Consider the following 25,616-nt stretch of genomic DNA (forward strand, 5'->3'; position numbering starts at 1 on the left):
CCACGGCGGCGTCCGCACCCGCGGACGCCGCCTGGAGTCGGACCACGAGGGAGTAGTGGGGCAGTGACGAACGACGCGGCCGGCAGGGCTCTCGACCTGCGTGGGGTGAGCATGCGGTTCGGTGAGGTCCGGGTTCTGGACCGGGTCGACTTCGCGGTCGAGCCCGGCTCCGTCCACGCCGTCGTCGGCCACAACGGTGCGGGGAAGTCGACGCTCATGAAGATCGCGCTCGGCGTCCACCAACCCACCGAGGGGTCCGTGCACATCGCGGGGTCGCCCCTCACCCCCGCGCATCCGGCCACCGCGCGCAAGCTCGGGCTGGGCATGGTCATGCAGGAGCGCAGCCTGATCGACACGCTGAGCGGCCTGGACAACCTCTTCCTGAACGACGAGAAGATCGGGCTCACCCGAGCGATCCGGCGCCGCGCCCAACGGCAGGAGGCGCTGGCGCTCACCGAGCGGCTCGGCATTTCCCCCGACGTGCTGCGCCGCCAGGTCTCCCAGTTGAGCCCGGTGGAGCAGCAGATGCTCGAGATCGCGAAGGCGGTACGGCTGGCCGAGCACGTGCTGATCCTCGACGAGCCGACCGCGCCGCTGTCGCACCGCGAGATCGAGATGCTGTTCCGCCTCATCAGGCGGGTGGCGGGGCTCGGCGCCGGCATCGTGCTGATCACCCATCACCTCAACGAGGTGTTCGAGGTGGCAGACCACATCACCGTTCTGCGCGGCGGCAAGGTGACCCTCTCGGTCGCGCCCGCGCGGACGTCGGTGCCCGACCTGATCTCGTCGATGCTGGGCGAGAGCAAGGCCGCCGTGAAGTCCGAAGGGGTCACCCGGGTCGACGTGGCGGCCGCGCCGGCCCTCGAGGTCCGCGATCTCACCGTGCCCGGGAAGTTCGAGACCCCCCTGTCCTTCTCGGTCAAGCGGGGAGAGATCGTCGGTGTCGCGGGGCTCGCGGGCAGTGGGCGTTCCACCCTGCTCCGAGCGCTCTTCGGCGCCGCCAGGCCCGGGGGCGGAGCCGTGCGGCTCATGGGGCAGTCGTACCGGCCGCGTAACCCGAAGCACGCCATTCGCAACCGCCTGTTCCTCATCCCGGAGGAACGGGCGGAGTACGGCCTGGTCACGACGCAGCCGATCGTCGACAACATCATGCTTCCGGTGCTGGGGGGCCTCACCACCTGGCGGGTCGTCCGGGACGGCAGGGGTGCGGACCTGGCGCATCAGCTCATGCGCGACCTGAAGGTCCGGGCGCGCGACCACCGCCAGGTCGTCAACGAGCTGTCGGGTGGCAACCAGCAGAAGATCGTGCTGGCGAAGTCGCTGGCCACCCGGGCGGACATGCTCCTGCTCGACGAGCCGACGTCCGGGGTGGACGTCGGGGCGGCCGCCGAGTTGATCAAGATTGTCGGCGAGTTGGCGAACCAGGGCACGGGTGTCCTGTGGGTGACCTCGGACCTACAGGAGCTGCTCACCGTCTCCGACCGCGTGCTCGTCATCGCCGACGGCCGCATCAGAGCCGTCGTGCCGCGGGACGGCGAGGACTTCACCGAGCCGAGGCTCATCCACCTGATGCAAAGAGCGGGACTCAACGGAGGCGAAGCGGCATGACCACGCAGTCGATCAAGGCCAGCAGGGCGGCCGCGATGGGAGAGCGGATCAAGCGCGCGACGCTGGAGACGCTCTGGCGCGCGTACACCGGAGAGAACTCCGGGATCCTCATCGTGGTGGTGCTCGGCACGATCGTGGGCTTCTCCCTCTACCTGCGGGACACCGACTACCTCACGGCGGACAACATGCTCAGCATCGTCCGCCAGACCACGGCCATCACGGTCATGGCGGTGCCGACGGTGTTCGTGATCGCATCGCGCGAGCTCGACCTCTCCTTCGCGGCCGTTGTCCCGGTGTCCGGGTTCGTGGCCGCGCTGCTCCTGGAGAGCCACAACATGATCGTCGCGGTGGCGGCGAGCATCGGCATCGGCGTCGCGGTCGGGCTCTTCAACGGCCTCGTCACCGTGTGGTTCAAGATCCCGTCGTTCGTGGTGACCCTCGGCAGCATGGGTGTGCTCAACGGACTGAGCCTCCGGATCACCGACAGCCAGGCGGTGTCGGTGTCCAACCGCACGTTCCTGGACATCTTCGGCGCGGGCAGCATCGGCCCCGTCCCGTCCCTGCTGATCTGGGCCGTGGTGATCGTGGCACTGGGTCACTTCGTCCTCACCCAGACCGCCACCGGCCGTGGCCTGCTCGCCACCGGGGCAAACGAGAAGGCCGCCAGGTACAGCGGCATCCGGGTCACCCGGATGAAGGTCGGTGCCCTGGTCGCCAGCGGCGTCGGAGGATCGCTGGCTGGGTTGCTGTACGTCGGTCAGTTCGCCGCGGCCTCGTACACCCTGGGCGGATCCGACCTGCTGACCGTCATCGCGGCCGTCATCATCGGCGGTACCGCGCTGGCCGGCGGCAAGGGGAGTGTCATCGGTGCCCTGATCGGCTCGCTGCTGATCGGCACGCTGAACAACGGACTGGTCATCATCGGGCTGGCGAATCCGGAACAGCTCATGGTGCGGGGCGTCATCATCATCGCCGCGGTGATCTTCAGCGCCCGGACGGTGCGCAACCGGCGCAGGCCCGCGTCGCTCGGTGGCGACCCCAGCGTCACCTGAGGCCGGTCGTCACGGCGCGGGCGGACCACCCGTCCCATCGAACAACCACCGACAGAAGGGGCCAACCATGGCAAGCACGAGACTCGCCGGCAAGGTCGCCGTCATCACGGGTGCCGGCGCGGGCATCGGCCGGACCTACGCGCAGCGCCTGGCCGCCGAGGGAGCCACCGTGGTGGTGGCCGACATCGGACCGACCGCCGAGACCGTCAAGCTCATCGAGAACGAGGGCGGACGGGCCGTCGGCAGCCACGCCGACGTCGCCGACCCCGACTCGGTCGCCGCGCTCGTGCGGGCCGCCACCGAACTGGACGGCCACGTCGACATCCTGGTGAACAACGCCGCGATCTACCCGGTGCAGCCGTTCGAGGACATCACGTTCGAGCAGTGGCGGCGGATGATGTCGATCAACCTGGACGGTGTCTTCCTCACCTGCCAGGGGTTCCTGCCCGGCATGAAGGAACAGCGCTGGGGCCGCATCGTCAACATCGCGTCCTCCGTGCTGCTCTACACGAACGTCAACTACACCCACTACACCGCGAGCAAGGCCGGCGTGGTCGGCTTGACCCGGGCGCTCGCGTCCGAGGTCGGCGACCACGGTGTCACGGTCAACGCCCTGGCGCCCGGGCTGACCAAGACGGCCACGACCGGTGAGACGCACGGCAGGGCCTTCGAGTACTTCGCCGGCCTGCAGGCGATCGGGCGGCCCGGCCTGCCCGAGGACCTTGCCGGGCCGCTCGCGTTCCTGGTGTCCGACGACGCGGCCTGGGTGACCGGCGAGGTGCTCAATGCCAACGGCGGCATGGTCAAGATCGGGTACGCCGGATGACCACCGTTCCGCAGCGGCGGGCATCGGGTGCCGCCACCGCCCGGGCGCTCTGGTTCACCGCCGAACGGACGCCCGAGGTCCTGGCCGAAGCCGTCCCCGAGCCGGCCGGCGACCAGGTCACGGTGCGCGCCAAGGCATCCCTGATCAGCCCGGGTACCGAGATGCTGGTCTACCGTGGACAGTTGGACCCGGACGACGACCTCGGCCTCGAGACCTGCGCCGGCAGCTTCGGCTTCCCGGTCAAGTACGCCTACCAGGTGGTCGGCGAGGTCGTCGCGGTCGGGCCCGACGCGCCGTACGCCGTGGGGCAGACGGTGTTCGCGCGGCACCCGCACCAGGAACTGTTCACGATGCGGCCGGACCCGATGCTCCTGTTCGAGGTGCCGGCGGGGCTCGACCCGCGGCGTGCGGTCTTCGCGAACCTCCTCGACGTGGCGCTCAACTGCAACCTGGACGTGCCGGTGCGCCACGGCGACGTGGTCGTCGTGTACGGCCAGGGCATCGTCGGCAGCCTCACGGCGCAGCTCGCCCGCCGCACGGCGGGGCACCTGATCGTCGTCGACCCGCTGCCGCACCGCCGCGAGCTGGCCCTGTCGTGGGGTGCCGACCGGGCGGTGACGCCGGATGAGGTCGCGGGCGCCGTCGACGAGGCCAGCGCCGGGCGGGGTGCGGACATCTGCGTCGAGGCCACCGGAGCCCCGGCGGCGCTCCAGTCGGCCATCGATGTGGCCGGCCAGGAGGCCACAGTCGTCGTCGTGTCGTTCTTCGGGAACAGGCAGGTACCCCTGGTGCTGGCGCCGAAGTTCCACTATGGACGGCTACACCTGGTCAGCTCCCAGGTCAGCACGATGGGCGGCCCGCTGCGGCCGCGGTGGACCATGCAGCGGCGGATGCACACGTCGTTCCAGCTGCTGCGGGACCCGAGCCTGGTCACCGAGGTGACGCACGTGCTGCCCTTCGGCCGCGCCGCGGAGGGCTACGCCGTTCTGGACACCGACCCCGGCAGCGCCATGGGGGTCGTCCTCGATTACGCCGGCTGAGCGCCACGGCCGGGACCCGCACCGAGAGCACGAAAGGTACCTCGCGCGATGCCCTTTTCCCACGGCGTGACCGAGGTCGGCTACCACGACCTCGACGGCCGGTCCGGATTCAAGCTCGCCATGCAGGAGGTGGACAACCGGTTCTTCCTCTACGTCGCCGCCCTCTGGGAGCCCGGCCTGTCGATCCTCGATGTCACCGAGCCCGAGCGTCCGCGGCTGCTGCGGTGGATCCCCGGACCGTCGGCGACCTGGACGATCCAGGTGCAGGTCGCCGACGGTCGCATGATCACCGGTCTTGAGCACATCCCGACCGGGTGGAGCGCCGGCGACCGGAGCACCCCGCAGAACGGGTTTGTCGTCTGGGACGTCTCGACCCCGGACGACCCCGTCGAACTCGGTCGATGGGACAGCGGTGGCACGGGAACCCACCGCAACTTCTACGCCGGGGGCGACCTCGTCCACACGGCGGCGAACATGGACGGCTTCGAGGGGCACATCTACGCGGCGGTCGACATCAGCGATCCGGGACGCCCCACGCTGAAGGGCCGCTGGTGGTGGCCCGGCCAGCACGCCGCCGCCGGCGAGAGCTACCCCGACGCCGACCGGGACCGCCTGCGCAAGGGCAAACCGTTCCCCGACGTCGCCGCGACCAAGCAGCACAACCTGTCGCTGCACGGCGGCGCCTACCGCGAGGGCGACCGGGTCTACGCGCCCTGGATGCGCGCGGGACTGGTGATCCTCGACGTATCGGACGAGGCGAACCCGACGCTCGTGTCGAACCTGTCGTTCTACCCCCCGCTGGGCAGCTCCATCGCCCTCCACACGGCCATGCCGCTACCCGACCGGGGCCTGGTCCTGGTCAACAGCGAGGCGCTGAACGAGAACTGCAACGAACCGGTGAACGTCGCCGGCATCGTGGACGTCAGCGACGAGACCGACCCGATCCTCATCTCGCTGTTCCCCCAGCCGCGTCCCCCACGGGGCTACCCCGGGCGCGGCTTCGCCGCGAAGGGCGGGCGGTTCGGTCCGCACAACCAGCACCAGCCCCAGGGACAGGCGTGCCTGGCCCCGGTCGAGAACACCGTCCACCTCACCTACTTCAACGCCGGCCTGCAGATCTACGACATCAGCGATCCACGGGACCCCTTCGTCACCGCCTACCACATCCCCGACGACCCGCCCAGCCGGCGCGGTCCGCTTCCGCGCACCCTGGTCACCCAGGTCGAAGACGTCCTCGTGGACCGGCGCGGGTTCATCTACTTCTCGGAGAAGAACACGGGCATCACGATCCTGCGCCAGGACTGACGGTCGGGCGGGTCGCCGGCCGTCAGGCGCCCGGCTCGTCGGGGCGAAGCCGGAGCACCAGCCCGGCGGCCAGGCGCACCTCCGGGTCGTGCAGGTCCAGGCCGGACACCTCCCCGACGCGGGTCAGGCGGTAGTGCATGGTGGTCGGGTGCACGCCGAGCGCCTTGGCCGCACCGCGCAGCGAGCAGGCCGCATCCAGGTAGGTGCGCAGTGAGGTGACCAGGTCGCTGCCCCGGTGCTCGTCGTACGCCCGGAGCCGGTCGATGCCGGCCAGTTGGAGCCGTCCCGCCATGGTGGCGCAGACCTCGCGGACCAGCAGTTCGGCCTCGACATCGCCGAACCGGACCACCTGCTGGTCGGGCGCCGATCGCACGGCGCCGAGCGCGCGGACCGCCTCCTCCCTGAGCCGGGGCAGCGCGGACGGGCCACGGCGCGCCGTACTGACGCCGATGCGGACCCCTGCCAGCGGGCCGGAGCCGGCCAGCCGGACGATCTCGTGCCCGATGCGCAGGGCCCCGGCCTCGTCCGCGCGGGCCAGTACCAGGACGTGGCGACCGAACCACGCGGCGGCGGCCCGCTGGTGCAGCGAATCGAGGCAGAGCTCGACGTGCGCCAGCAACGACGATTGGCCGGTGCGCTCGGGCTCGTCGGGCCCGACCGCCAGCACGGCCGTCGTCCCGGTGAGCGGGAATCCCAGCTCGGCCACGGCCGCCGCGGATCCCCGGCCGTCGAGGATCGCCCGGAGCTGCCGGCCACGCCGGTCCGACTCGGCGGCGAGCGACTCGGCGTGCCGGTGCAGGGCCGGCGCGACGAGCTCGGCGGCGCGCAGCAGGGCTCGTCGCGCGTCGCGGTCGAGCCGCCGATCGGTCTCGGTCGCCCAGATCACGCCCACGTGCCGGCCGTGCTCGTGGACCCCCACGATCAGCCGCCGCCGCGCCTGCCACGGCCCGTCGCGCACCTCGACGACCTCGCGGGAGGTCACCAGGCGGGCGAGCAGGTTCGAAGCCTGTAGGTGGTCGAGCCACTCCTGCGGTATGCGACGACCCAGGATGGCCTCCGTCCGGCCCCGGTCGGCCTCGCCCAGGTACGCCGAGTAGGCGAGGACCCGAAAGCCGGCGTCCTCGATGATCACCGGGCCGCCGACGCCCGCGGCGACCTGGTCTGCGATCGCGAAGAGATCGTTGGCGAACCCCGCGGGCGCGGGATCGGCGCGATCGGTGCCTTCGGGCTGCTGCCGCATCGGCATCCTGCTCCTTGCTCTGACGGAGGCGATTCCGATGCTCGTCGGATGCATGTCCGTGCCCGCCAGCCTAGCGTCAGCACGGTACCCGGGCGGTCCGGGTGGGTGGCGGCAGGAGTGCGAAATGAAGTTGGTCGACCTATCGCAGGACATCTACGAGGGCATGCAGGTCTACCCGGGACACCTGAAGACCGTGGTGTTCGACCATGCCACCCACGCCGAGACGGCGCCGCGGTTCGAGGGCGGCTTCTCCTTCCAGACCAAGGGCTTCATGATCAACGACAACGGCCCCACGCACGTCGACTCCTTCTCCCACCTGGATCCCGACCCCTCGGCCCAGACGATCGACCAGATGCCGCTCGCGCTGTTCTACGGCCCGGCGGTCTGCCTCGACGTCTCCGCCGTGCCGGCCAGGCAGGACATCACCGCGGCGCACCTCGACGCCGCCGAGGCCGCGGCGCGGGTCGCCGTGGAGCCGGGCGACATCCTGCTGCTCCACACCGGCACCCACGGTCGCTACGCCGGCGACCCCCGCTACCTGACCGACTTTCCGGGACTGGGCGAGTCCGCCAGCGACTGGATCCACGAACGCGGCGTGAAGACGTTCGGCGTGGACAGCCCCACGCCGGACAACCCCGCGAGCAAGACCTACCCGTGTCACATGATGTGCCGAGAGCACCGCATCACCCACTACGAGAACCTGGCGAACCTCGACCAGCTGATCGGCCGGCGGTTCACCTTCGTCGGCTTTCCCTTGAAGGTGATCGGCGCGCACGGCGGCCCCACCCGTGCGGTGGCTCTCCTGGACGAGACCCCGTGACCCCGCTGTCCACCCACGACCGGATCGCCGGTCGCACCGCGATGGTGACCGGAGCCGGCAACGGTCTCGGCCGACGCATCGCCCTGGCCCTGGTCGAGCGCGGCGCCCGCGTCATCGCCGCCGGGCGCGACGAGGGCAAGCTGAGCAGGCTCGCGGACGAGGCGGCCGACCTGGCGGGGTCGATTCGCGTCGCCACGGTCGACGTGGCCGACCCCGCCGCGGTGGCGAGCGTGACGGCGGAGGTGGCCGACGAGGAGATCTCCATCCTGGTCAACAACGCCGGTGTGGCCGGCCCGGTCGCGCCGCTGACGGACATCCGCGCCGACGAGTGGGACGAGGTGTTCCACGTCAACGTGCGCGGCACGTTCCTCATGTGCCGGGCGGTCCTACCGGGCATGATCGAGCGGCGGCGGGGGGACATCATCAACATCGCGTCGGTGACGGGCAAGCGCCCGCTCGCCCGGCGCACCCCGTACGCCGCTTCCAAGCTCGCCGTGATCGGCCTGACGACGACGTTGGCCCTGGAGGTGGGGCCCTTGGGGATCACGGTGAACTCGCTTTCGCCCGGACCGGTCGCCGGGCCGCGCATGGTGCGCAACTTCACGCTCGAAGCGCAGCGCACGGGCACGAGCTATGCGGAGGCCGAGCGGGCGTACGTCTCCCGTGCCGCGCTGCACCGCATGCTGACGGAGGACGAGGTCGCCCACGCGGTCGTCGCCATGCTGCACATGCCCGGCCTGACCGCCGCCGACATCGATCTATCGGCGGGCATGGTCGGTCGCTGAGCCCGCGTCGTCGGGTGGCGGGCAGAGCCTCAGCAGCGTCGCGAACACCGCCGCGCTGTCCAGGTCGTCCGGCTCGAGCGACGAGGTGGCCCGGTACAGCGTCGACGTGACGTCGAGCAGGGGGGTGGGGCTGTGCTGACCGCGGGCGAACGCCTCGATGAGTTCGAGGTCCTTGGCCATGGTGCGCAGCGTGGCCGTGGCCGGCCGGAAGCGGCGCTCGGCCATCAGCGGGCCGCGTGCGCGCAACATGCGGGAGCCGCCGGCGCCGTCGGCTACCGCGTCGATGACCAGCCTCGGGTCGAGGCCCGCCCGCTCCGCGAGCAGGACGGCCTCGGCGGCCGCGGCGTTGTGCACGGCGACCAGAAGGTTCGCGATGAGCTTGACGGCGGTGCCGTTGCCGAACGCCCCCACGTCCACGACCCGGCGCACGACGCCCGTCAGGACCGAGGTGGCCACCGCCTTGGCGTCCCGGTCGTCCCCGCTGAGGAACGCCACGAGATCGCCCTCCCGCGCCTGCGCGCCGGTCCCGCTGAGCGGGCAGTCGAGCAGATACACCCCCCGCGCCGCGCACGTCGCGCGAGCGGCGCGCTTGACCTCGGGGGACAGCGTGCTGGTCTCGACGACGACGTGCCGCTCGGCAGCCGTGGCAAGCAACCCCGCGGGACCGGTGAGGGCGGCCAGGAGCGCCTCATCCGAGGGGAGGGACGTGATCGTCAGCGAACAGCGCGCACCGACCTCGCGCGCCGCGCCGGCACCCGACCCGCCGCGCTGCGCATGCTCGGCCATGCGGTCTTCGCTCACGTCGTACCCGACCACCTCGTGACCGCGAGCGATGAGGTGCTGGGCGAGCGCTGATCCCATGATCCCCAGGCCCACCAGCCCGACGGGACGGCGGCCACCTGCGGTGGCGGAGAGTCCGGCCATGACGATCATTCAAGCCGTCGTCGCCCGGCCGCGCATTGGCGGTTGCCGTGAGTACGGGGCGGCGAATTCGGCGTCACCGCCAGTGCACCGGCACGTCGCGCCGGGGTTGACTGGCGCGGCCGCTACGACGACCACGAAGGGTAGAAGCGATGAGGCTTGGCTACTTTTCCATGCCGCTCCATCCGAAGGGGAGGCCGTGGCACGAGACGTTGGCCGAGGACCGCGAAGCCGTGATCGAGGCCGACCGGTTGGGCTTCCACGACGCCTTCATCGGTGAGCACCTCACCGACGAGCACGAGAACATCACCAACAGCCTGCTCTTCCTGGCGACGCTGATCTCCGAGACGACGAACATCCGGCTCGCCACGGGGACCACCAACCTGTCGCAGCAGCACCCCGTCCTGGTCGCGGCGAACTCGGCGATGTTCGACCACCTGAGCGGGGGGCGCTTCATCCTCGGCGTGAGCCCCGGCGCGCTCGCGTCCGACGCCGAGGCGCTCGGGATCCTCGACCAGGACCGGAACGCCCTCTTCGCCGACGCCATCGATATCGTCACGCGGATCTGGGCCGCGGACCCGCCCTACGACCTCACCTCCCCGAGCGGCCGGTTCGTGGTGAGCACGGCGCAGACGCTGGACCGGCAGCTCGGCGTCGGCGTGCTCCCCAAGCCCTACCAGCAGCCCCGACCGGAGATCGTCGGCACCGTTGTGGCGCCGTTCTCCAAGGGTGTGATCGCGATGGGCCGGGCCGACTTCCACCCGCTGTCGGCGAACTTCCTCCTGCCCAAGTGGGTCGCGTCGCACTGGCCCAACTACGTCCAGGGGCGCCGGGAGGCGGGGGCGGTGGCCGACCCCCGGGATTGGCGGATCGCGCGGACCGTGTTCGTGGCCGACGACGAGCCCACGGCCCGCGCGTACGCGTTCGAGCGGGAGGACAGCCCCTACCGGTTCTACTATGCACAGATGCTGACCAAGATGTCGCGCCTGGGCCGGCTCGACCTGTTCAAGCACTCGCGAGACGAGCCCGACAGCGAGGTGACGCTCGACCGGGTGCTCGCGGATCTGGTCATCGCCGGCACACCCGAGTCCGTGGCGGAGCAGCTGGCTACCTTCCGGGACACGGTGGGGGAGTTCGGTGAGCTGGTCTACGCCGGCCTCGACTGGGTGGAGCCGGAGCTGGCCAAGCGTTCGATGGAGCTGATGGCGACGCAGGTGATCCCGGCGCTGGGGGAGTCCGCCCCCGCCGCGCCGGGGGCAGGCCATCCTTCATGAGCCTGACGAGTGGGCCGGACCGGATGCCCATGCCCCCCGTGGACCAGCTCACAGAGCGGGCCAGGGCCGCGATCGAAGCCGTGCGCAGCGGCCCGCGCGGTGCGCTGCTCGCGTGCTTCGTTCCGTTCGTGCACACGCCCGAGGTGCTCACCCTGGTGCAGACGCTCGGTGCGCAGCTGCGTTACCGGGGAGGCCTGCGTGGGGACCTGCGGGAGCTGGTCATCCTCGTCGTCTCGCAGGTGTGGCACCAGGACTTCGAGTGGGTCGTGCATCAGCCGATCGCCGTGGCCGAGGGGCTTGCGCTCGATGTCGTCGACGACGTGGCCCACGGCCGGCGCCCGTCCACAGACGACCAGGCGGTCCTCGCCCTGTGGGACCTGGCCACGGAGCTCCAACACCGGCGGGGGGTCTCCGACGCGGTGTACGACCGCGCGGCGTCGCTGTTCAGCAACGCGGAGCTGGCCGAGGTGTTCGCCCTGATCGGCTACTACACCACCCTGGCCCTGACCATGAACGCCGTGCGTACGCCGGTGCCACCGGGCCCCCGCCTGCCGGAGGAGAAGTGATGCCGGGCTCGAACCGCGTGGTCCTCCTGCACCCGTTGGGTGCCGATTCGTCGTTCTGGAAGCCCGTCGTCCGGCTGCTCTCCGAGCACCGTGAGGTCGTCGTCCTCGACCTGCTGGGGCACGGCGGGGCCGAGCGGCCGCCCCCGGGGGCACGGATCGAGCAGTTCGCGGACGACGTTGTCCGGCGGGTCGAGGGGTTGGGCGTCGTCGACCTGGTCGGGGTGTCACTGGGCGGGCTGGTCGCGCAGGTGGTCGCCCTGCGGGAGGGGCATCGGGTCGGACGACTCGTGCTCGTCGACACGGTGGCGACCTACCCCGAGGAGCTGCGGCAGGGCTGGCGTGACAGGGCCGCCACGGCCCGGCGTACCGGACTCGCGCCGTTGGCGGCGGCGATGGAGACCATGTGGTTCTCGCCGGCCTTTCGCGCCGCGCACCCGGAAGAGGTCAGCCGGGCGCGGGAGGTTCTGTTGGCCATGGACCCGGAGTCGTACGCGCGCACGTGCGAGGCGCTTGAGGTGGCCGATACCCGGCAGGGCGTCCCTCGCCTGGGCCACCCGACCCTGGTGGTGTGCGGGTCGCAGGACGGGCCGGCGTTCGTCGCCGCGGCGAGCTGGCTCGCCGATCAGATCCCCGGCGCCCGCATCCGGTGGCTGGCCGACGCCAGGCACGCGGCGGTCCTCGAGCAGCCCGTGGAGTTCACGGCCGCCCTGACCGACTTCCTGGCAGCGGCGTGACTCCGGCGGGCTGGGCGTTGAGCAGCCGAAACATGCGCAGCGCCACCTGAAGCTCGGTACGGCGCTCGGGCAGGGGCCGGCCGAGGATCTCCTCGGCGCGTTGCAGCCTGTTTCGGATGGTGTGCTCGTGCAGTCCCAGGTGCTCCGCCGTCGCGACGTGGCTGCCGAGCCGGAAGGACGCTTCGAGCGTGTCGCGCAGCTTCTGCGCCTCGCTGGTGTCCGCCGCCAGGTCGCCCAGCTCGGCCAGCACGAAGTTGTGCGCCATCTCGTGGTCCTGGAGCACCAGGGCCTCCAGGCCCACGTCGGCGTACCGCACCACCGCCGGGGCGCCGTGCGGGTCACTGTGCAGCCAGGCCGCGCGGACCTCGTCGGTCTGGACGGCCTGCTCGAAGCAGCGCCGGAAGCCCTCGGGGCCCCGCTGCGGCTGGCTGATGGCGGCGAGCACGCCGAGCCGGTGCAGGACGTTGTCGAGGCGCGCGGCGATCGCCGGCCGCCAGGACTCGACCCGGCTGATCCACAGCATCGAGCTGGACAGCGACAGCGGGTAGGCAAGGGTCCCGTGCGCCCCGGTCGCCTGCCGGATCCCGCCGGCGATCCGCGTCGCCAGCGCTTCGGAGACCTCCGGCAGCAGCACGGCCACGTGATGGTGCTCCAACGGGTAGTCGAGGACCGCCAAATCCGCCGGGCTCAGCTGCGCGCTGTCGTCCTCCAGCAGCGTCTTGACGAGGCTGTGCCGGATGTGTACCCGAGACTGGCTGAGCGCGTCGGACTCGCGGGTGTGGATGTCCGCGACCTGGGAGGCCACGTGGTCCTGGTAATGCAGCACGGTCTCGGTGAGCGCGTGTAGGGCGCTCAGCGCGGCGTCGAGGGGGAGCTGGGTGGTGACGAGGTGCTGCCGCAGCGCGTCGCTCCACGCCTCCCACTGGGTGTAGAAGGCCACCCGGTAGGAGCGTTGCAGGAGGCGCTGCGGGATCCGCAGCATCGCCTGCACGTGCGCGAAGCGGTGGACGTCATCGAGCTGGAGTTCGTCCATCGTCACCCGACCGGTGATCACGTCGCGCAGCCCGGTGACGTTCTGGTTGATGCTCGCCCGCAGGCTCTGGAGGAAGTCGGAGTCGTGGACGTGGGCGGAGAAGATGAGATCCCGGCAGCGCTGGAAGACGTACTCGGCCAGGCCGGCCGTGTCGAGCGCCTCGGCCGTGGCCTGAACCACCTCGGGGATGTCGACGGCTGCCCGGGGTGACCCGAGGGGGTGCGGCGCGGCGGCATCCGCGGCCGGGTTGCGATGTCCGGCGGCGATCCCCTTGATCGGCCGTACCAGCGCTGGACCCTCTCTCACATGCGCGAGCGTAACGTCAGACCGTTTACCGCGGTAGTCACGCTCAGTAATTGATCGGCTCAACACGGTGACTCCTCACTGAGCGCGTGATGGCCTCGAACGCCGCCGCGGTGGCCAGCATCTCGTGGGCCGCAACGGGGTAGGGGGCCGTTCCGCGGACCGCCGCGGCGAACGCCTCCACGTTCGAACGGACCGCGGGGTGCGGCGGATGCTTCGTCGTCGCGGGCGCACTCCCGTCGAGCGCGACCGTCATGTCCCAGCCCTGCGGGTCCTCGGGATGTTCGCGGTCCCGGATCTCGGCCCATCCCCGCGACCCGATGACGCACACGCGGCCCAGGAACGGCGTCGTCAGGCAGGCCGTGATCAGGGCCGTCCGCCCACCATCGAAGCCCAGGTGGATGGTGAGCGTGTCACCGTTGGCGAAGCCGGTGGCCCGATTGGACAGGGTGGCCAGGACCTGACAGGGCCGACCGAGCACCGCCACGGCAAGGTCCACGAGATGGATACCCGTGGCGGAGAGGGGGCCGACCGGAGCCGCCTCGGCCGAAAGACGCCAGTTGTCGCGCGGCAGCGCGAGGAACTTGTTCTGGCTGAAGTTGCCCTCGAACACCAGCGGTTGGCCGATCGCCCGCGCCGCGCACAGGTCCCTCAGGCGCATCACGGGGGGCTCGAAGCGGCGCTCGTGTCCGACACCGAGCACCACCCCCGCCTCCTGGCACGCCGTGACGGCCCGGCTGGCCTCCGCACGCGTCGTCGCCAGCGGCTTCTCGCAGAAGACGTGCCGGCCCGCCGCGGCGGAGGCGATGATCTGCGCCGCGTGCACGGCGTGCGGGCTGCACAGCACGACCGCTTCCACGCTGGCGTCCCGAAGCGCCGCACCGAGGTCGCTGCTCACCGGGACGCCCAGGGCGGCCGCGGCGGCCCGGCCCGCCGGCGTCGGGTCCACGCCGAGTACGACCCGCACGGAGTCGCTGGCCCGCAGATCGGCAACCATCTTGCGACCCCACCAGCCCAGTCCGATCACGGCCACGTTCAGCATGGCTCCGAGTTAAGCGGCCGGTTGCACCCAAGTGAGTGCCGTGCCGCGTGAATTCGGGCCGGCATGTTGTGCGTTTACGTGAGTCCGGCGGTAACGGCCGGATCCCGCATCACGGGCAGCGCCACCGTTTCGTCCGGAAACTCACGCCGGACGCTAGTGAACCCGTGCGGCGCACCGGCTTGAATGGACGCATGGACGCCGACGGATCAACGACGGCCCTGGCCGTCGACTCGACGCGGTTCAGGCACGTCGTCAGCCATCTCGCGAGCGGGGTCACCGTGCTCACGGCCCGGGACGGCGAGAGCGTGTACGGCATGACGGCCAGCTCGGTGACCTCGTTGTCGGTGGACCCTCCGATGATGCTGGCGTGTGTGAACCGGGCCGTCCCGACCGCGGGCGGAATCTCCCGCTCCGGTTCCTTCGGGGTGAACGTCCTCGGCGAGGGGCAGGGCGACATCGCCGAGCAGTTCGCGACCCGCAGCCGCAACAAGTTCCGCGGCATCCAGGTGCGTGCCGGCGAACTCGGCATGCCGCTGATCCTGGACGCCCTGGCCTACCTCGAGTGCGAGGTGGTCGAGGAGATCGCCGGCGGAACGCACGTCATCTTCATCGGGCAGGTGCGCAGCGCCTCGGCCCGGGTGGGGCACCCGCTCACGTACTACCGTGGCGACTTCGGCAGGTTCGAGTTCGCGCGTGACGACGACGTCTACAAACGGGCGCGGGAGCAGGTGCTGAACCGCATCTACGGGGCCGACGACGTCGTCGTGTTGGAGGACATCGCCCGGGCGCTCGACGTCGACAAGTCCGCGGCCTTCTACGCGCTCACCCGGCTGGCCGCCGACGGCCTCGTGCGCCGCGACCCCGAACTCGGCTACGTGGTGAACCCCTTCGACGCGCGCACCTCGGACGCCACGTTCGACGCGCGCCTCGCCATCCAGCTCGGGGTGGTCGAGCAGGTCGTCGACAAGGCGTCGGAGGCGTCCCTGCGGGAGCTGCGCCGCCGCTTCGAGGCCATGGTCGTGCTCCTGGTCGGAGACCGGTTCGTCGACTTCGGTGCCTACTTGGACGCGAATTACCGCTTCCACGAGTGGATCGTGGACCTCGCGGAGAACCCGCTGCTCACCGCCACCTTCGGCGGGCTGTCGATCAAGACCGTCATGACCCGGAGCTTCGGGTCCACTCCGGTGACCTCGCAGGCGTTCGTGGACGTCCAGCGCCGCATCACCGAGGCGTTTGAACACCGGGACGCCGAGGCGGCCAAGGCGGCGTTGCGCGATTACTGCGCGCTCGCGAAAGAGCGGGTGCGGGAGATCCTGCACCACACCGGGGGCCGGCTCTGAGCCTTGCCGGGTGATACTCGCCGGCGGGCGCGTCACCGCACCGGCACCCAGGCCGCCGGGTCGCCACCGTGGAGGTGGGCGCGCAGGTCGCCGGACCGGGCGTGGCCCTCGAAGCTCTCCACCCGGGAAACCCGACCGCAGAGCCGGCCGAGGGCCGCGCTCGCGTCGGCCTCGGTGACCTCCTGGTACGTCACGGTCTTCAGGTACTTGCCGACCCAGAGGCCACCGGTGTACCGCGCGGCGCCGCGGGTCGGGAGGGTGTGGTTGGTGCCGATGACCTTGTCGCCGTAGCTGACGCAGGTCTTGTCCCCGAGGAACAGCGCCCCGTAGTTCCGCATGCGCTCCAGCGCGACGCGCGGCTCGGCCGTGAGGATCTCGACATGCTCGAAGGCGTACTCGTCGGCCAGCGCCCACGCCTCGTCGAGATCGTCCACGACGACGACCTCGCCGTGGTCCCGCCACGCCGGCCCCGCGAAGTCGGCGGTCGGCATGCCCGGAAGGATCTCCTCGACCAGTTCGATCACCCGCCGCGCGAGGTCCTCCGCGGTCGTGATCAGAACCGCGGGGGAGTCCGGGCCGTGCTCCGCCTGGCTGAGGAGGTCGACCGCCACGACGAGCGGATCGGCCCGCTCGTCGGCGATCACGAGGATTTCCGTCGGGCCGGCGAAGAGGTCGATGCCCACCTCCCCGAACAACTGCCGCTTGGCCTCGGCGACGTACGCGTTCCCGGGACCGGCCAAGAGGTCGACTTTGCGGATGGACTCGGTGCCCAGCGCCATCGCGGCCACCGCCTGCGTGCCGCCGAGAAGGTAGATCTCGTCCGCGCCGGCCAGCGTGAGAGCGGCGACGGTGGCCGCCGGGATTTCGCCCCGGATCGGGGGCGTGCACGCCGTGACGTGCGGCACCCCGGCGACCTTCGCGGTCAGAACCGTCATGTGCGCGGAGGCCGTCAAGGGATAGCGGCCGCCGGGAACGTAGGCGCCGACGGCCGCTACCGGAATGTTCTTCTGGCCCAGGAAGACACCCGGCTCGGTTTCGACCTCGAAGTCGGTCAGCGACGCGCGCTGGTGCTCGGCGAAGCGCCGCACGCGTGCCTGAACCGCCTTCAGGTCCGCGATCGTCTCGGCGGGAAGCGAGGACACGATCTTGTCGATCTCCTCCGGCCGGAGGCGGAAGCTGTCGGGCGACCAGCCGTCGAATTGCTCGGAGTAGGCGCGGACGGCCGCGTCGCCGTGGGCCCGAACGTCGCCGATCACGGCGCTCACGGTGGTCCTGACCCGTTCCTGCGCGGCGGCGTCCGCGCTGCTGCCCGACCCGGTTTTGAGATAGCGACGCATGCGGTGGGGCCCTTCCTGCCTGGTGGGTGCCGGTGCTCGTCACCGTGGTCTGCATACGTATGCTTGTCAAGCGATCCAGGGATGGTGTGCGGTGCCCAAAGTCACCAGCTTCGATGTCGCTCGCCTCGCGGGCGTCAGCCAGCCGACAGTTTCGCGCGCCCTGCGCGACCTCCCGAGCGTCAGCCCGCAAACGAAGGAACGCGTCCGGGCGGCCGCCCGCCAGCTGGCCTACATCCCGCACGACCAGGGGCGAGCCCTGTCCACGCGGACGACCCGGCGGGTCGCGGTGGTCTCGGAGGCGCTGACCAACCCGTTCTACCCGCAACTGCTCGAACCGTTGCGGGGCGCGCTGGAGCGCAACGGCTACGCCACCGTGGTGGTCACCGACGGCGACGGTGACCTGGCCGGGGAGGTGCTCGCCGACGGCTCGTTCGACGGTGTCGTGCTCACCACGGCACGCCGGGGCTCAACCGTCGCGCGCGAACTCGCGCGCCGGGCAGTTCCCCACGTGCTGGCGAACCGCGTCCTCGACGAACCCGAATCGCCCAGCGTCGCCATGGACAACCCGGCCGGCGGCGCGGCCGTTGGCCGGTTCGTGGCCACCCTGGGCCATCGGCGCATCGCCTCCATCGAGGGACCGGACGACACCAGCACCGGGCGCGACCGGGCGCTCGGGCTCAGACGCGGCCTGCGGGAGCACGGGCTGAGAATCCACGCCGGACTGGTCCGGCAGGTCCCGTTCGACCACGACTCGGGGCGTGCCGCGACCCGGGAACTCCTCCAGCGCGACGAGCCGCCGACGGCGATCGTCTGCGGCAACGACGTGCTCGCGTTCGGCGCCCTGTCCGCGGCTCGGGAGCTGGGTGTCGATGTCCCGGGCGCGCTCACCGTCGTCGGCTTCGACGACATCGCGCTGTCCTCCTGGCCGGTCATCAACCTCACGACGGTGCACTGCGACCTTGACGCGCTCGGCCGTCGGGCCGTCGACCTCCTGCTGGCGCAACTGCGGGGCGGGCGCGTCGCCGGGCACGACGTGCTCGCCCCGACCCTGGTGCTACGAGGAACGCACGGACCACCGGCGTAGGAGACGCGTGCCCGATCCGGACCCCGATGCTGGCCTCGGTGGAGCGCTCCTCGGCGGTGGCGTGTCGCGAATCCCCTGCGCGGCTCGTCGGACCGGGCCGTGGCGTTGCTCCTTGCCCTCGTGCGTCCGGCTTGGCATCATCCCGACCATGATCAAGAGAATCGAGTCCTCCGTCCGCCGGTGAGCGTGACGGCCGGGCCTGGAATACCCGGACCTCGGAGTACCGTGTTTGAACACGCTCTGTGCCTGTATCACCACTATGAGTCTACCTAGCCACCGACTCCAGTCGAGGTAGAAATATGGTCGAGGTAGAAATATGACTGAGAGCGCCGGCCGCGACGCCCAGCACAACGGTCTTCAGCGAGCCCTCAGCGTCATCTATGCGCTGGCGGCGACCGACGACCTCGAGCTCGGCGTGACCGATCTCGCACGCCGGCTCTCCTTGCCGAAGACTGTTGTCCACCGGCTCCTTCGCGGCCTCGTCGAAGCGAGATTCGCCAAGTACAACGAGAACACCCGGCGCTACTCCCTCGGTCCGGGCGCGTTCACCGTCGGTCTCGCAGCCCTGCGCAAGATCGACATCCAAGGTTTCGTTCGCAGCGAACTCGAGCGGATCTCGGCCCTCAGCAACGAGACGTCGACGTTCTCGGCGCTCCAAGGGCGTGGCCGGGTCTACGTCGACCAGGTCGTCCCTGACCGGTCAACGGCGTTCGAGGTCCGGATCGGCGTGCCGTACCCGCTCCACGCCGGGGCGTCGTCGAAGAGCATCCTCGCGGCCCACACGACCGAGGAATCGGAGGCCCTTCTCGCCATGCCGCTCGCCCGGCTGACGCCGCGGACCGCGACCGACATCGCCCGCCTCAAGGTCGAGCTGCGGCACATCCGCCGCCGAGGGTTCGCCGTCAGCTTCGGCGAGCGCGACCGCGATGGCGCCGGCGTCGCCGCGGCCGTCCGCCAGCCCGGCGGCGGTGTCTTCGGCGCCGTGTCGATCTGCTTCCCGATCAGCCGGTACGACCCGGCGCGCGCCAGGGAGTTCGGCGAAATCGTCAAAGGCGCGGCCCGAATCATCGGGCAGGAACTGGCCGAGCAGAGCGACCGGGCGCGGACGATCAGGCCGGTCGCTCACGAAGGCGACTCCGCTCCCGGATAATGTTCCGCCCCGAGGAACTCACCGCCCCGGCCGAGGGCTCGTCGATAGCGTGAGGACTTGATGTCCTCGTCATGCTCCATGCGGTGACGCCACACGGTTCTGGAGGAATGTTGCGCGCACTCGACGATGCTGTCGTGCTCGAAATCGGCGACGTGACGGGCGTCGAGTATGCGGGAAAGCTCCTCGCGGACCTCGGGGCCAGGGTCGTCAAGATCGAGCCCCCGGATGGCGCCCGCTCTCGGCACCAACCGCCGTTCCAGGGTGACGCGTCCGACCCGGACTCGAGTATCCACTTCTGGTACTACAACACGTCCAAGGAGTCCGTCGTCTGCGATGTCACCACCGCGCAGGGCCGTGAGCGGCTGCAGGCGCTTTTGCCAGGGGCCACCGTCGTCCTCGACGGTGGCGATGCGCCGCTGCCCGCGATGCTCGGCCTGGCCGGCACCGGCGCGGAGGCGCTCGGCCAGGGAATCGTCTACTGCCGCATCACACCGTTCGGCGACGACGGCCCGTGGGCCGGATACCGGTCCAGCGACCTCGTGCAGCTTGCCGTCGGGGGCATCATGGCGTCGTGCGGCTACGACGACCCGACCGCGCACCCGGTCGCGCCGTCCGGCAGTCAAAGCCACCACATGACCGGTGTCAACATCGCCATGGGGGTCCTCGTCGCGCTCCTCGGCCGGTCGCGGACGGGCGCAGCTGCACCCCTCGACGTCTCCGCCCACGACTGTGTGGCCCTGTCGACGGAGATGGCCTTCACCTACTGGGAGTACCAGCGCACGACTCCTCGGCGCCAGACCGGCCGGCACGCCCGCCCGTACGACACGTCGGCGTGGAACCACCTCTGCCGGGACGGCCGGTACGTCTCGTGCCTGCCGCTCTACCTGACTGACGACCGGTTCGCCGCGATGGTCGACTGGTTCGACGAGCACGGTTGCGCGGGTAACCTTCGGGACCCCCGGTACGCGACGAGGGACCAGCGGACCGCGCTGCTCGACGAGATCATCCCCGTCATCGCCGAGTTCTGTGCCCGTCAGGACTCGGACTACGTCTTCCACGAGGGGCAGGCCCGACGGCTGCCGTGGGCACCGGTCGGCGCGACGTGGGACCTCCTCGCCGATCCGCACTTCATCGACCGGGAGGCCTTCGTGATGGTTGCCCGCCCCGAGCCAGACGCGACGTTCAGCTACCCGGGCGCGCCGTACAAGCTGTCCCGGACCCCGTGGTCGCTCACCGGCCACGCCCCCTCGCTCCCCCATCCCGAAGCGCCGGCACATCCCGCCGCGCTCGTCGCCAAGGGAGGGAACGCGTGACCACCCAGACGCCCGATTCGCCCGCGAGCCTGGCCGGGTCCCTGAGCGGCTTCCTGGTGCTTGACTTCACGTGGAGCGTCCTCGGGCCGACGATGACCCGCAACCTCGCGAGCTTCGGCGCCGAGGTCATCAAGGTCGAATGGCCGCGCAACCCCGATCCGATGCGGAAGGTCATGTATGCCGCGGGCGAGACGGACCCGGGCCTGGACAACGGGCCGTTCTTCAACAACCTCAACATCGGCAAGCGCAGCCTCACGCTTGACGCGAAGAGCGAGCGGGGCCGGGAGATCGTGCGGCGGCTCGTCGCCCGGGCCGACGTCGTCGCCGAGTCCTTCTCGTCCCGGGTGTTCCGGGACTGGGGCCTCGGCTACGAGGAACTCGCCGAGATCAACCCGGCGATCATCTACGTCAGCGCATCCGGATTCGGCCACTCCGGCCCGTATGAGCGCTACGAGGCGTGGGGCCCGACCGCGCAGGCGCTGACCGGCATCACGGCGATCTCCGGAATGCCCGGGCATCCGCCCGCAGGGTGGGGCTGGTCCTACCTGGACACGATGGGCGGCTCCCTCGCCACCGTCGCCGTCCTCGCCGCGCTCAACGAGCGTGAGCGGACCGGGGTCGGGCAGTATGTCGACGTCAGCCAGACCGAGGCCGGCATCGGCCTCACCGGGCCGTCGTTCCTCGACGTGACGGCAAACGGGCGATCCCTCGGCGGTGCCCACTTCCCGCCCGGTAACCGGGCGGTCGCCCTCGCCGAGGGCGAGGGCGTCGTCCACGGCTACCGCGGCGACCACGGGGTGCCGTACAACAGCTACCGCACGGCCGGTGGTGGCCACAACGACTACTGCGTCATCACTGTTCTCTCCGACGACGAATGGATCCGACTCGTCGACGTGATGGGCCGCCCGGCCTGGGCCACTGACCCCGCCCTCGCCCGGCTTGACGGCCGGCTGGCCCGGCAGGACGACATCGACGAGCACATCGGCGCATGGACGGCGACGTATGACAAGTACGAGCTCATGCGCCTCCTACAACGTGCCGGTATCCGCTGCGGCGCGGTGCAGTCCAATGAGGACCTCGCTGAGCGCGACGAGCAGCTCCGCCACCGTGACATCTACCCCGAGCTGGAGCACCCGCTCCTCGGTCGGCGCCGGTTCGAAGGTGTACCAGTCCGGTCCGGTGACGGCGCCGTCCCCGTCGCGCCCCAGTGGCCGCTCCTCGGCGAGGGCAACGACCACGTCCTCCGTGGTTTGCTCGGGATGTCGGCCGACGAGGTCGCCGAACTCGACCGGGACGGGGTGACGTGGCCGCTCGGCGTCCCCAGGAACATCAAAGTGGCGCGCTCGCTGTGGTAGCCGTGACGCCCGCGGCGGATGAGGCCGCTCGAACCTGGTGGGATGCGGCGCGGGCCGGGACACTTCTCCTGCAACGGTGTACCCGCTGCGAAACCCTCCAGCAGCCACCCGGGCCGCTCTGTCGGTCGTGCGGCTCGCCGGACGACCTCGACTGGACGGATGGCGACGGGCACGGCCACGTCGTCGCGGCCACCCGGGTCCACACGACGACGTACCCGCACCTCAAGGACGCCCTGCCGTACTGGGTGGCGGTCATCGCGCTGCGCGACGGGGCCCGGATCGTCAGCAACCTCGTCGCCGTCCCGGACGACACGACCCTGGCGGACGGGCAGTGCGCGAGCCTGACCTTCGTCCAGGGCCCGAACGGGGCCCTGCCGGTGTTCCGCCTCGACCCGGCCGACTGCGGAGCGCGAGGTGGCGCCGGTGCATGAGGCCCGCATTCTCGGGATTCACGACACCGAGATCGGCAAGCTCGCGCCGCTCACGACGTGGGACCTCATCGGCCAGAGCACGGCGGGTGCGCTCATGGACGCCGCCCTCGACATCGGCGTGCTCGACGGCATCCTCTGCACCGAGCCGATGGTCGGTGGCGCCGCGCGCCATGCCGTCGCGGTCGCCGAGTACCTCGGGCTCTCCGAGCGGCTGACGGTCTGTGAGACCGTGAAGAACGGTGGGGCCGCGCCACTCTCGGCCCTCGTCACCGCCTTCGACCTCGTCGAGTCCGGCCGGTGTCAGGCCGTCCTCGTTCTCTCGGTCGACACCGTCCGGACGGGGCAGGACCCGAGCCGCACGCTCGCCGCCTTCGCCGGGATGCGTCACGCCGTCTGGGAGCAGCCGTTCGGGATGACGACGGTCTCCGCCTACGCCCTCATGGCCGACGCGTACCTGCGAACCTACGGCCTCGGCCGGGACGACCTCGCGTCGATACCCGTCGAACTGCGGCGCTATGCGATGACTCACCCCGGGGCCCGGCACCGTGAGCCGCTGACCGTCGACGAGGTCGTCGCGTCCCGCCCGATCAGCACCCCGCTGCGCCTCCTCGAGTGCCCGAGTGTCTCCGACGGCGGCGGGGCCGTCATCGTTGGGCGGCCGTCGATCGCGGCGAACGGGCGGGTCCGCGGCCGGCTGCTCGGCAGCGGCCGCGGGACGACGCACGACAGCGTCGCATACGCCACCACGCTTGACCGGACCGGCTGCTCCGTGTCCTCCGGCCGGGCCCTCACCGCCGCGAGCGTCAGCCCGGCCGACATCGACTTCGCCATGCTCTACGACAGCTACTCGATCGCCGTCGCCCTCCAGCTCGAGGAGATCGGCTTCTGCCCCCCGGGCCAGGCCCCGGCCTTCGTCGCCGAGGGCGGCCTCCGCCTCGATGGTCCGACCCCGGTCAACATGCACGGCGGACTGCTCTCGCACGGCCACTGCGGGTCCGCGGCCGGCATTCAGCACATCACCGAGGCGGTCCGCCAGTTCCGTGGCGAGGCCGTCAACCAGGTGCCGAGCCCGGAACTGGCCCTTCTTCATGGGGAAGGCGGTGTTCTGTCAACGAACTGCACCGCCGTCCTCGCCGTCGACTGACGGGCCTCGGATGCGAGCGACGCCCGCCGCGCCGGGCCCGTTCCGGTCGGGGCCGACCGGGGCTCAGCGGGCCGAGGTGAGGGCGAGCGGCCGGACCGGGGCTCCCGTCGCACCGGTGAGGTGCAGTGGCGAGAGAACGAGGACGAACTCGTAGACGCGCTCGGCCGCGAGCCGATCGAGGTCGAGCGTTTCGATGATGTTGATCCCGTTGTCCACCAGGAGGATCCGGTGCACCGGAAGGCTCGCGTGACCGACGCCCGCAGGGATGTGCTCGAAGGCGATCGTGTCGGACCCGGCGGCTCGCACCTCCCGACCGGCGAGCCACTCCGCGGCGTCTGCGTCCGGCCCCGGCACGCCCGTCGCCGCTCCGATGTAGCGGTCGTGGTCGTCCCAGTGCGACCCCCAGCCCGTCCTTACGAGGACGACGTCGCCGGCGCCGATCCGCGTCCGTTGGCGGGCGGCCGCGGCTGCGAGGTCGTTGGCCGTCACGGCGTAAGCCGCCGGGCACGCCGCGACACCGAGCAGCCCCGGGATGTCGAGCAGCACCGCCCGACCGACGAAGGGGGCGAAGTCCTGCACGCCACCGCGTTCGAAACGTCCGCCGATCTGCTCGGCCGCGGCGTCGTGTCCACCGTGGAGCAGTCCGTTGTGGGAGATGTGGGCGAGCGCGTCGATGTGGGTCCCGACGTGCGTTCCGAGGACGATCAGGTCGTTCGCCGCGGAGCCGCCGTCGGCCCGGACCACATCACCGTGGCGGCGCTGCAGCGTGTGCGTGTAGGCCGCGTGGTTGGGCGACTTCGGCATGCCAACGGCGTATGGCCGTCCGAGGTCGATGACCCTGACACCCTGACCGACAACCTCCACCAGCGCGTCGGCGCCGCCCGCGGGCTCGTGATTGGTCATCTCGCTGACCCCCTTCCTTTCCGATGCTGCTCATGCACGCCTGCGATCGACGGTTCAAACCGCGTCGACTCCAGGCGGCAACCTCCCCGACCACCGAACGAGAGGAACAACTCATGACCGCCACGAGGGCTCGCAGCTACCTCTACGTCCCCGGCGACAACGCGCAGATGCTCGCCGGGGCCCCCGGGCGCGGTGCGGATGCGCTCATCGTCGACCTCGAGGACGCCGTCGCCCCGAGCGCGAAGGACGACGCCCTCGCGGTGACCCGTGCCTTCCTCGCGACCGCGGCCGGGATGGTGGACCCCGGGGTCGAGCTGTGGGTCCGAACCCACGACGCCGACCTCACCGGTCAGCTCGCCGCGGTCGTCTGCCCGGCCCTGACGGGAATCGTGCTGCCCAAGGCGGACGTTGAGCGGGCTTCCGAGCTCGACGACGCACTTGCCGTCGCCGAGGCCGCGGCCGGACTGCAGACGGGTCGGACACCGGTCATCGGTCTCGTCGAGACTGCCCGGACCCTGCGCCGGATCGATGCGCTCGCCGAGGCCCCGCGGGTCATCCGGCTTGGGATGGGCGAGGTCGACCTGCGGGCCGACCTCGGGGTCACCGTTTCCGAGGGTGAGCCTGAGCTGCTCTTCGCCCGGTCGGCCGTCGTCACCGCCTCGGCCGCCGCCGGGCTCCTCGCGCCGGTCGCGCCGTCGTCGACGGATTTCCGTGACGTGGTGGCCCTGCGTGCCTCGACCGAGCGGCTCGTCCGGCTCGGTTTTCGCGCCCGCACGGCGATTCACCCCGCTCAGGTGGCGGTCATCAACGACGCGCTGACGCCGACGGCGGAGCGCGTGGCGTGGGCCGAGCAGATCATTGCCTCCTTCGCATCGGCGACGGCGCAGAGCCGCGGAGCGGTCGTCGACCACGAGGGCCGGATGCTCGATGTGGCCGTCGTGCGGTCCGCCCAGGACATCCTGCGGCGGACGGGTGGGGACCGTGGCAGGGCCTGACCGGCCGTGGCCCCC

24 protein-coding genes are annotated in these 25,616 nt (G+C 71.0%); 18 read left to right on the top strand and 6 right to left on the bottom strand.

The annotated features are described in order from the left end of the window. Positions 1 to 63 precede the first annotated feature (63 nt). From KJS59_RS05845 to KJS59_RS05865, 5 genes are all read left to right on the top strand, one after another. Entirely contained in the window at positions 64 to 1,608 is a 1,545-nt protein-coding gene (locus KJS59_RS05845) for a sugar ABC transporter ATP-binding protein (RefSeq protein ID WP_213451273.1), read from the top strand. After that, entirely contained in the window at positions 1,605 to 2,660 is a 1,056-nt protein-coding gene (locus tag KJS59_RS05850) for an ABC transporter permease (RefSeq protein ID WP_213451274.1), read from the top strand. Before KJS59_RS05845 ends, KJS59_RS05850 begins: the two co-directional genes overlap by 4 nt. A gap of 67 nt (positions 2,661 to 2,727) precedes the next feature. After that, positions 2,728 to 3,486, top strand: coding sequence for an SDR family NAD(P)-dependent oxidoreductase (locus KJS59_RS05855; RefSeq protein ID WP_213451275.1), 759 nt, complete (start codon positions 2,728 to 2,730; stop codon positions 3,484 to 3,486). Then, on the top strand, positions 3,483 to 4,526 hold the full coding sequence (locus tag KJS59_RS05860) for a zinc-dependent alcohol dehydrogenase (RefSeq protein WP_213451276.1): 1,044 nt from the start codon (positions 3,483 to 3,485) through the stop codon (positions 4,524 to 4,526). Before KJS59_RS05855 ends, KJS59_RS05860 begins: the two co-directional genes overlap by 4 nt. A gap of 48 nt (positions 4,527 to 4,574) precedes the next feature. After that, positions 4,575 to 5,831 (top strand): LVIVD repeat-containing protein, encoded by a 1,257-nt coding sequence (locus KJS59_RS05865; protein ID WP_213451277.1) that lies wholly within the window; start codon positions 4,575 to 4,577, stop codon positions 5,829 to 5,831. A gap of 22 nt (positions 5,832 to 5,853) precedes the next feature. On the opposite strand, the gene KJS59_RS05870 is transcribed toward KJS59_RS05865, so the two are convergent. Further along, complete coding sequence (locus tag KJS59_RS05870) at positions 5,854 to 7,071, bottom strand: PucR family transcriptional regulator (RefSeq protein ID WP_213451278.1); 1,218 nt, start codon at positions 7,069 to 7,071, stop codon at positions 5,854 to 5,856. 124 nt (positions 7,072 to 7,195) lie between these two features. Between KJS59_RS05870 and KJS59_RS05875 the strand changes: the two genes are divergently transcribed. Together KJS59_RS05875 and KJS59_RS05880 are read left to right on the top strand one after the other, a co-directional pair. Then, positions 7,196 to 7,891: a cyclase family protein gene (locus KJS59_RS05875; protein ID WP_213451279.1), complete on the top strand. Its 696-nt coding sequence runs from the start codon at positions 7,196 to 7,198 to the stop codon at positions 7,889 to 7,891. Beyond that, on the top strand, positions 7,888 to 8,676 hold the full coding sequence (locus KJS59_RS05880; RefSeq protein ID WP_213451280.1) for an SDR family NAD(P)-dependent oxidoreductase: 789 nt from the start codon (positions 7,888 to 7,890) through the stop codon (positions 8,674 to 8,676). The genes KJS59_RS05875 and KJS59_RS05880 overlap by 4 nt, the downstream gene beginning before the upstream one ends. Here KJS59_RS05880 and KJS59_RS05885 read toward each other — a convergent pair. Then, positions 8,650 to 9,600 carry an NAD(P)-dependent oxidoreductase gene (locus tag KJS59_RS05885; RefSeq protein WP_213451281.1) on the bottom strand — a complete coding sequence of 317 codons (951 nt, stop codon included), beginning with the start codon at positions 9,598 to 9,600 and terminating at the stop codon, positions 8,650 to 8,652. The genes KJS59_RS05880 and KJS59_RS05885 overlap by 27 nt on opposite strands. 149 nt (positions 9,601 to 9,749) lie before the next feature. On the opposite strand from KJS59_RS05885, the gene KJS59_RS05890 reads away from it, so the two are divergent. Genes KJS59_RS05890 through KJS59_RS05900 form a run of 3 tightly spaced genes read left to right on the top strand, consistent with a single transcriptional unit; the run spans position 9,750 to position 12,171 of the window. Continuing rightward, positions 9,750 to 10,871 (top strand): LLM class flavin-dependent oxidoreductase, encoded by a 1,122-nt coding sequence (locus tag KJS59_RS05890; protein WP_213451282.1) that lies wholly within the window; start codon positions 9,750 to 9,752, stop codon positions 10,869 to 10,871. A 38-nt stretch (positions 10,872 to 10,909) separates the two neighbouring features. Continuing rightward, complete coding sequence (locus KJS59_RS05895) at positions 10,910 to 11,437, top strand: carboxymuconolactone decarboxylase family protein (protein WP_213451283.1); 528 nt, start codon at positions 10,910 to 10,912, stop codon at positions 11,435 to 11,437. Further along, positions 11,437 to 12,171 carry an alpha/beta fold hydrolase gene (locus KJS59_RS05900; RefSeq protein ID WP_213451284.1) on the top strand — a complete coding sequence of 245 codons (735 nt, stop codon included), beginning with the start codon at positions 11,437 to 11,439 and terminating at the stop codon, positions 12,169 to 12,171. The genes KJS59_RS05895 and KJS59_RS05900 overlap by 1 nt, the downstream gene beginning before the upstream one ends. On the opposite strand, the gene KJS59_RS05905 is transcribed toward KJS59_RS05900, so the two are convergent. Beyond that, entirely contained in the window at positions 12,134 to 13,510 is a 1,377-nt protein-coding gene (locus tag KJS59_RS05905) for a PucR family transcriptional regulator (RefSeq protein ID WP_213451285.1), read from the bottom strand. The two genes, KJS59_RS05900 and KJS59_RS05905, sit on opposite strands and share 38 nt — an antisense overlap. A 43-nt stretch (positions 13,511 to 13,553) precedes the next feature. Further along, positions 13,554 to 14,549 (bottom strand): Gfo/Idh/MocA family protein, encoded by a 996-nt coding sequence (locus tag KJS59_RS05910; protein ID WP_213451286.1) that lies wholly within the window; start codon positions 14,547 to 14,549, stop codon positions 13,554 to 13,556. 191 nt (positions 14,550 to 14,740) lie between these two features. Between KJS59_RS05910 and KJS59_RS05915 the strand changes: the two genes are divergently transcribed. Continuing rightward, positions 14,741 to 15,889 carry a flavin reductase gene (locus KJS59_RS05915; protein WP_213451287.1) on the top strand — a complete coding sequence of 383 codons (1,149 nt, stop codon included), beginning with the start codon at positions 14,741 to 14,743 and terminating at the stop codon, positions 15,887 to 15,889. Positions 15,890 to 15,921: 32 nt separating this feature from the next. On the opposite strand, the gene hisD is transcribed toward KJS59_RS05915, so the two are convergent. Further along, the gene (hisD, locus tag KJS59_RS05920; RefSeq protein WP_213451288.1) at positions 15,922 to 17,226 is read right to left on the bottom strand and encodes a histidinol dehydrogenase; all 1,305 of its coding nucleotides are present in this window, start codon (positions 17,224 to 17,226) and stop codon (positions 15,922 to 15,924) included. A gap of 91 nt (positions 17,227 to 17,317) precedes the next feature. Between hisD and KJS59_RS05925 the strand changes: the two genes are divergently transcribed. The 6 genes from KJS59_RS05925 (at position 17,318) to KJS59_RS05950 (ending at position 23,703) form a co-directional block, all read left to right on the top strand. After that, positions 17,318 to 18,310 carry a LacI family DNA-binding transcriptional regulator gene (locus tag KJS59_RS05925; RefSeq protein WP_213451289.1) on the top strand — a complete coding sequence of 331 codons (993 nt, stop codon included), beginning with the start codon at positions 17,318 to 17,320 and terminating at the stop codon, positions 18,308 to 18,310. 316 nt (positions 18,311 to 18,626) lie between these two features. Then, positions 18,627 to 19,460: an IclR family transcriptional regulator gene (locus tag KJS59_RS05930; RefSeq protein ID WP_213451290.1), complete on the top strand. Its 834-nt coding sequence runs from the start codon at positions 18,627 to 18,629 to the stop codon at positions 19,458 to 19,460. 107 nt (positions 19,461 to 19,567) lie between these two features. Then, a complete protein-coding gene (locus KJS59_RS05935; RefSeq protein ID WP_283775747.1) occupies positions 19,568 to 20,773 on the top strand; it encodes a CaiB/BaiF CoA transferase family protein in 1,206 nt (401 codons plus the stop codon). Further along, on the top strand, positions 20,770 to 22,128 hold the full coding sequence (locus KJS59_RS05940; RefSeq protein ID WP_213451292.1) for a CaiB/BaiF CoA transferase family protein: 1,359 nt from the start codon (positions 20,770 to 20,772) through the stop codon (positions 22,126 to 22,128). Before KJS59_RS05935 ends, KJS59_RS05940 begins: the two co-directional genes overlap by 4 nt. A gap of 2 nt (positions 22,129 to 22,130) precedes the next feature. Continuing rightward, entirely contained in the window at positions 22,131 to 22,559 is a 429-nt protein-coding gene (locus KJS59_RS05945; protein WP_213451293.1) for a Zn-ribbon domain-containing OB-fold protein, read from the top strand. Next, positions 22,552 to 23,703 carry a thiolase family protein gene (locus tag KJS59_RS05950; RefSeq protein WP_213451294.1) on the top strand — a complete coding sequence of 384 codons (1,152 nt, stop codon included), beginning with the start codon at positions 22,552 to 22,554 and terminating at the stop codon, positions 23,701 to 23,703. Before KJS59_RS05945 ends, KJS59_RS05950 begins: the two co-directional genes overlap by 8 nt. A gap of 63 nt (positions 23,704 to 23,766) precedes the next feature. On the opposite strand, the gene KJS59_RS05955 is transcribed toward KJS59_RS05950, so the two are convergent. Then, positions 23,767 to 24,606, bottom strand: coding sequence for a cyclase family protein (locus KJS59_RS05955; protein ID WP_213451295.1), 840 nt, complete (start codon positions 24,604 to 24,606; stop codon positions 23,767 to 23,769). A 113-nt stretch (positions 24,607 to 24,719) separates the two neighbouring features. Between KJS59_RS05955 and KJS59_RS05960 the strand changes: the two genes are divergently transcribed. Further along, positions 24,720 to 25,601, top strand: coding sequence for an HpcH/HpaI aldolase/citrate lyase family protein (locus KJS59_RS05960; protein WP_213451296.1), 882 nt, complete (start codon positions 24,720 to 24,722; stop codon positions 25,599 to 25,601). Positions 25,602 to 25,616 lie beyond the last annotated feature (15 nt).

Source organism: Rhizomonospora bruguierae, assembly GCF_018397995.1.
Taxonomy (GTDB): Bacteria; Actinomycetota; Actinomycetes; order Mycobacteriales; family Micromonosporaceae; genus Rhizomonospora; species Rhizomonospora bruguierae.

Excerpts from the sequence above, each read along its gene's own strand:
- hisD (WP_213451288.1), bottom strand. The coding sequence starts at position 17,226 with ATGCGTCGCTATCTCAAAACCGGGTCGGGCAGCAGCGCGGACGCCGCC.
- KJS59_RS05935 (WP_283775747.1), top strand. The coding sequence starts at position 19,568 with ATGTTGCGCGCACTCGACGATGCTGTCGTGCTCGAAATCGGCGACGTG.
- KJS59_RS05870 (WP_213451278.1), bottom strand. The coding sequence starts at position 7,071 with ATGCGGCAGCAGCCCGAAGGCACCGATCGCGCCGATCCCGCGCCCGCG.
- KJS59_RS05885 (WP_213451281.1), bottom strand. The coding sequence starts at position 9,600 with ATGGCCGGACTCTCCGCCACCGCAGGTGGCCGCCGTCCCGTCGGGCTG.
- KJS59_RS05855 (WP_213451275.1), top strand. The coding sequence starts at position 2,728 with ATGGCAAGCACGAGACTCGCCGGCAAGGTCGCCGTCATCACGGGTGCC.
- KJS59_RS05930 (WP_213451290.1), top strand. The coding sequence starts at position 18,627 with ATGACTGAGAGCGCCGGCCGCGACGCCCAGCACAACGGTCTTCAGCGA.
- KJS59_RS05890 (WP_213451282.1), top strand. The coding sequence starts at position 9,750 with ATGAGGCTTGGCTACTTTTCCATGCCGCTCCATCCGAAGGGGAGGCCG.
- KJS59_RS05850 (WP_213451274.1), top strand. The coding sequence starts at position 1,605 with ATGACCACGCAGTCGATCAAGGCCAGCAGGGCGGCCGCGATGGGAGAG.
- KJS59_RS05865 (WP_213451277.1), top strand. The coding sequence starts at position 4,575 with ATGCCCTTTTCCCACGGCGTGACCGAGGTCGGCTACCACGACCTCGAC.
- KJS59_RS05915 (WP_213451287.1), top strand. The coding sequence starts at position 14,741 with ATGGACGCCGACGGATCAACGACGGCCCTGGCCGTCGACTCGACGCGG.
- KJS59_RS05910 (WP_213451286.1), bottom strand. The coding sequence starts at position 14,549 with ATGCTGAACGTGGCCGTGATCGGACTGGGCTGGTGGGGTCGCAAGATG.
- KJS59_RS05860 (WP_213451276.1), top strand. The coding sequence starts at position 3,483 with ATGACCACCGTTCCGCAGCGGCGGGCATCGGGTGCCGCCACCGCCCGG.
- KJS59_RS05875 (WP_213451279.1), top strand. The coding sequence starts at position 7,196 with ATGAAGTTGGTCGACCTATCGCAGGACATCTACGAGGGCATGCAGGTC.
- KJS59_RS05960 (WP_213451296.1), top strand. The coding sequence starts at position 24,720 with ATGACCGCCACGAGGGCTCGCAGCTACCTCTACGTCCCCGGCGACAAC.
- KJS59_RS05955 (WP_213451295.1), bottom strand. The coding sequence starts at position 24,606 with ATGACCAATCACGAGCCCGCGGGCGGCGCCGACGCGCTGGTGGAGGTT.
- KJS59_RS05900 (WP_213451284.1), top strand. The coding sequence starts at position 11,437 with ATGCCGGGCTCGAACCGCGTGGTCCTCCTGCACCCGTTGGGTGCCGAT.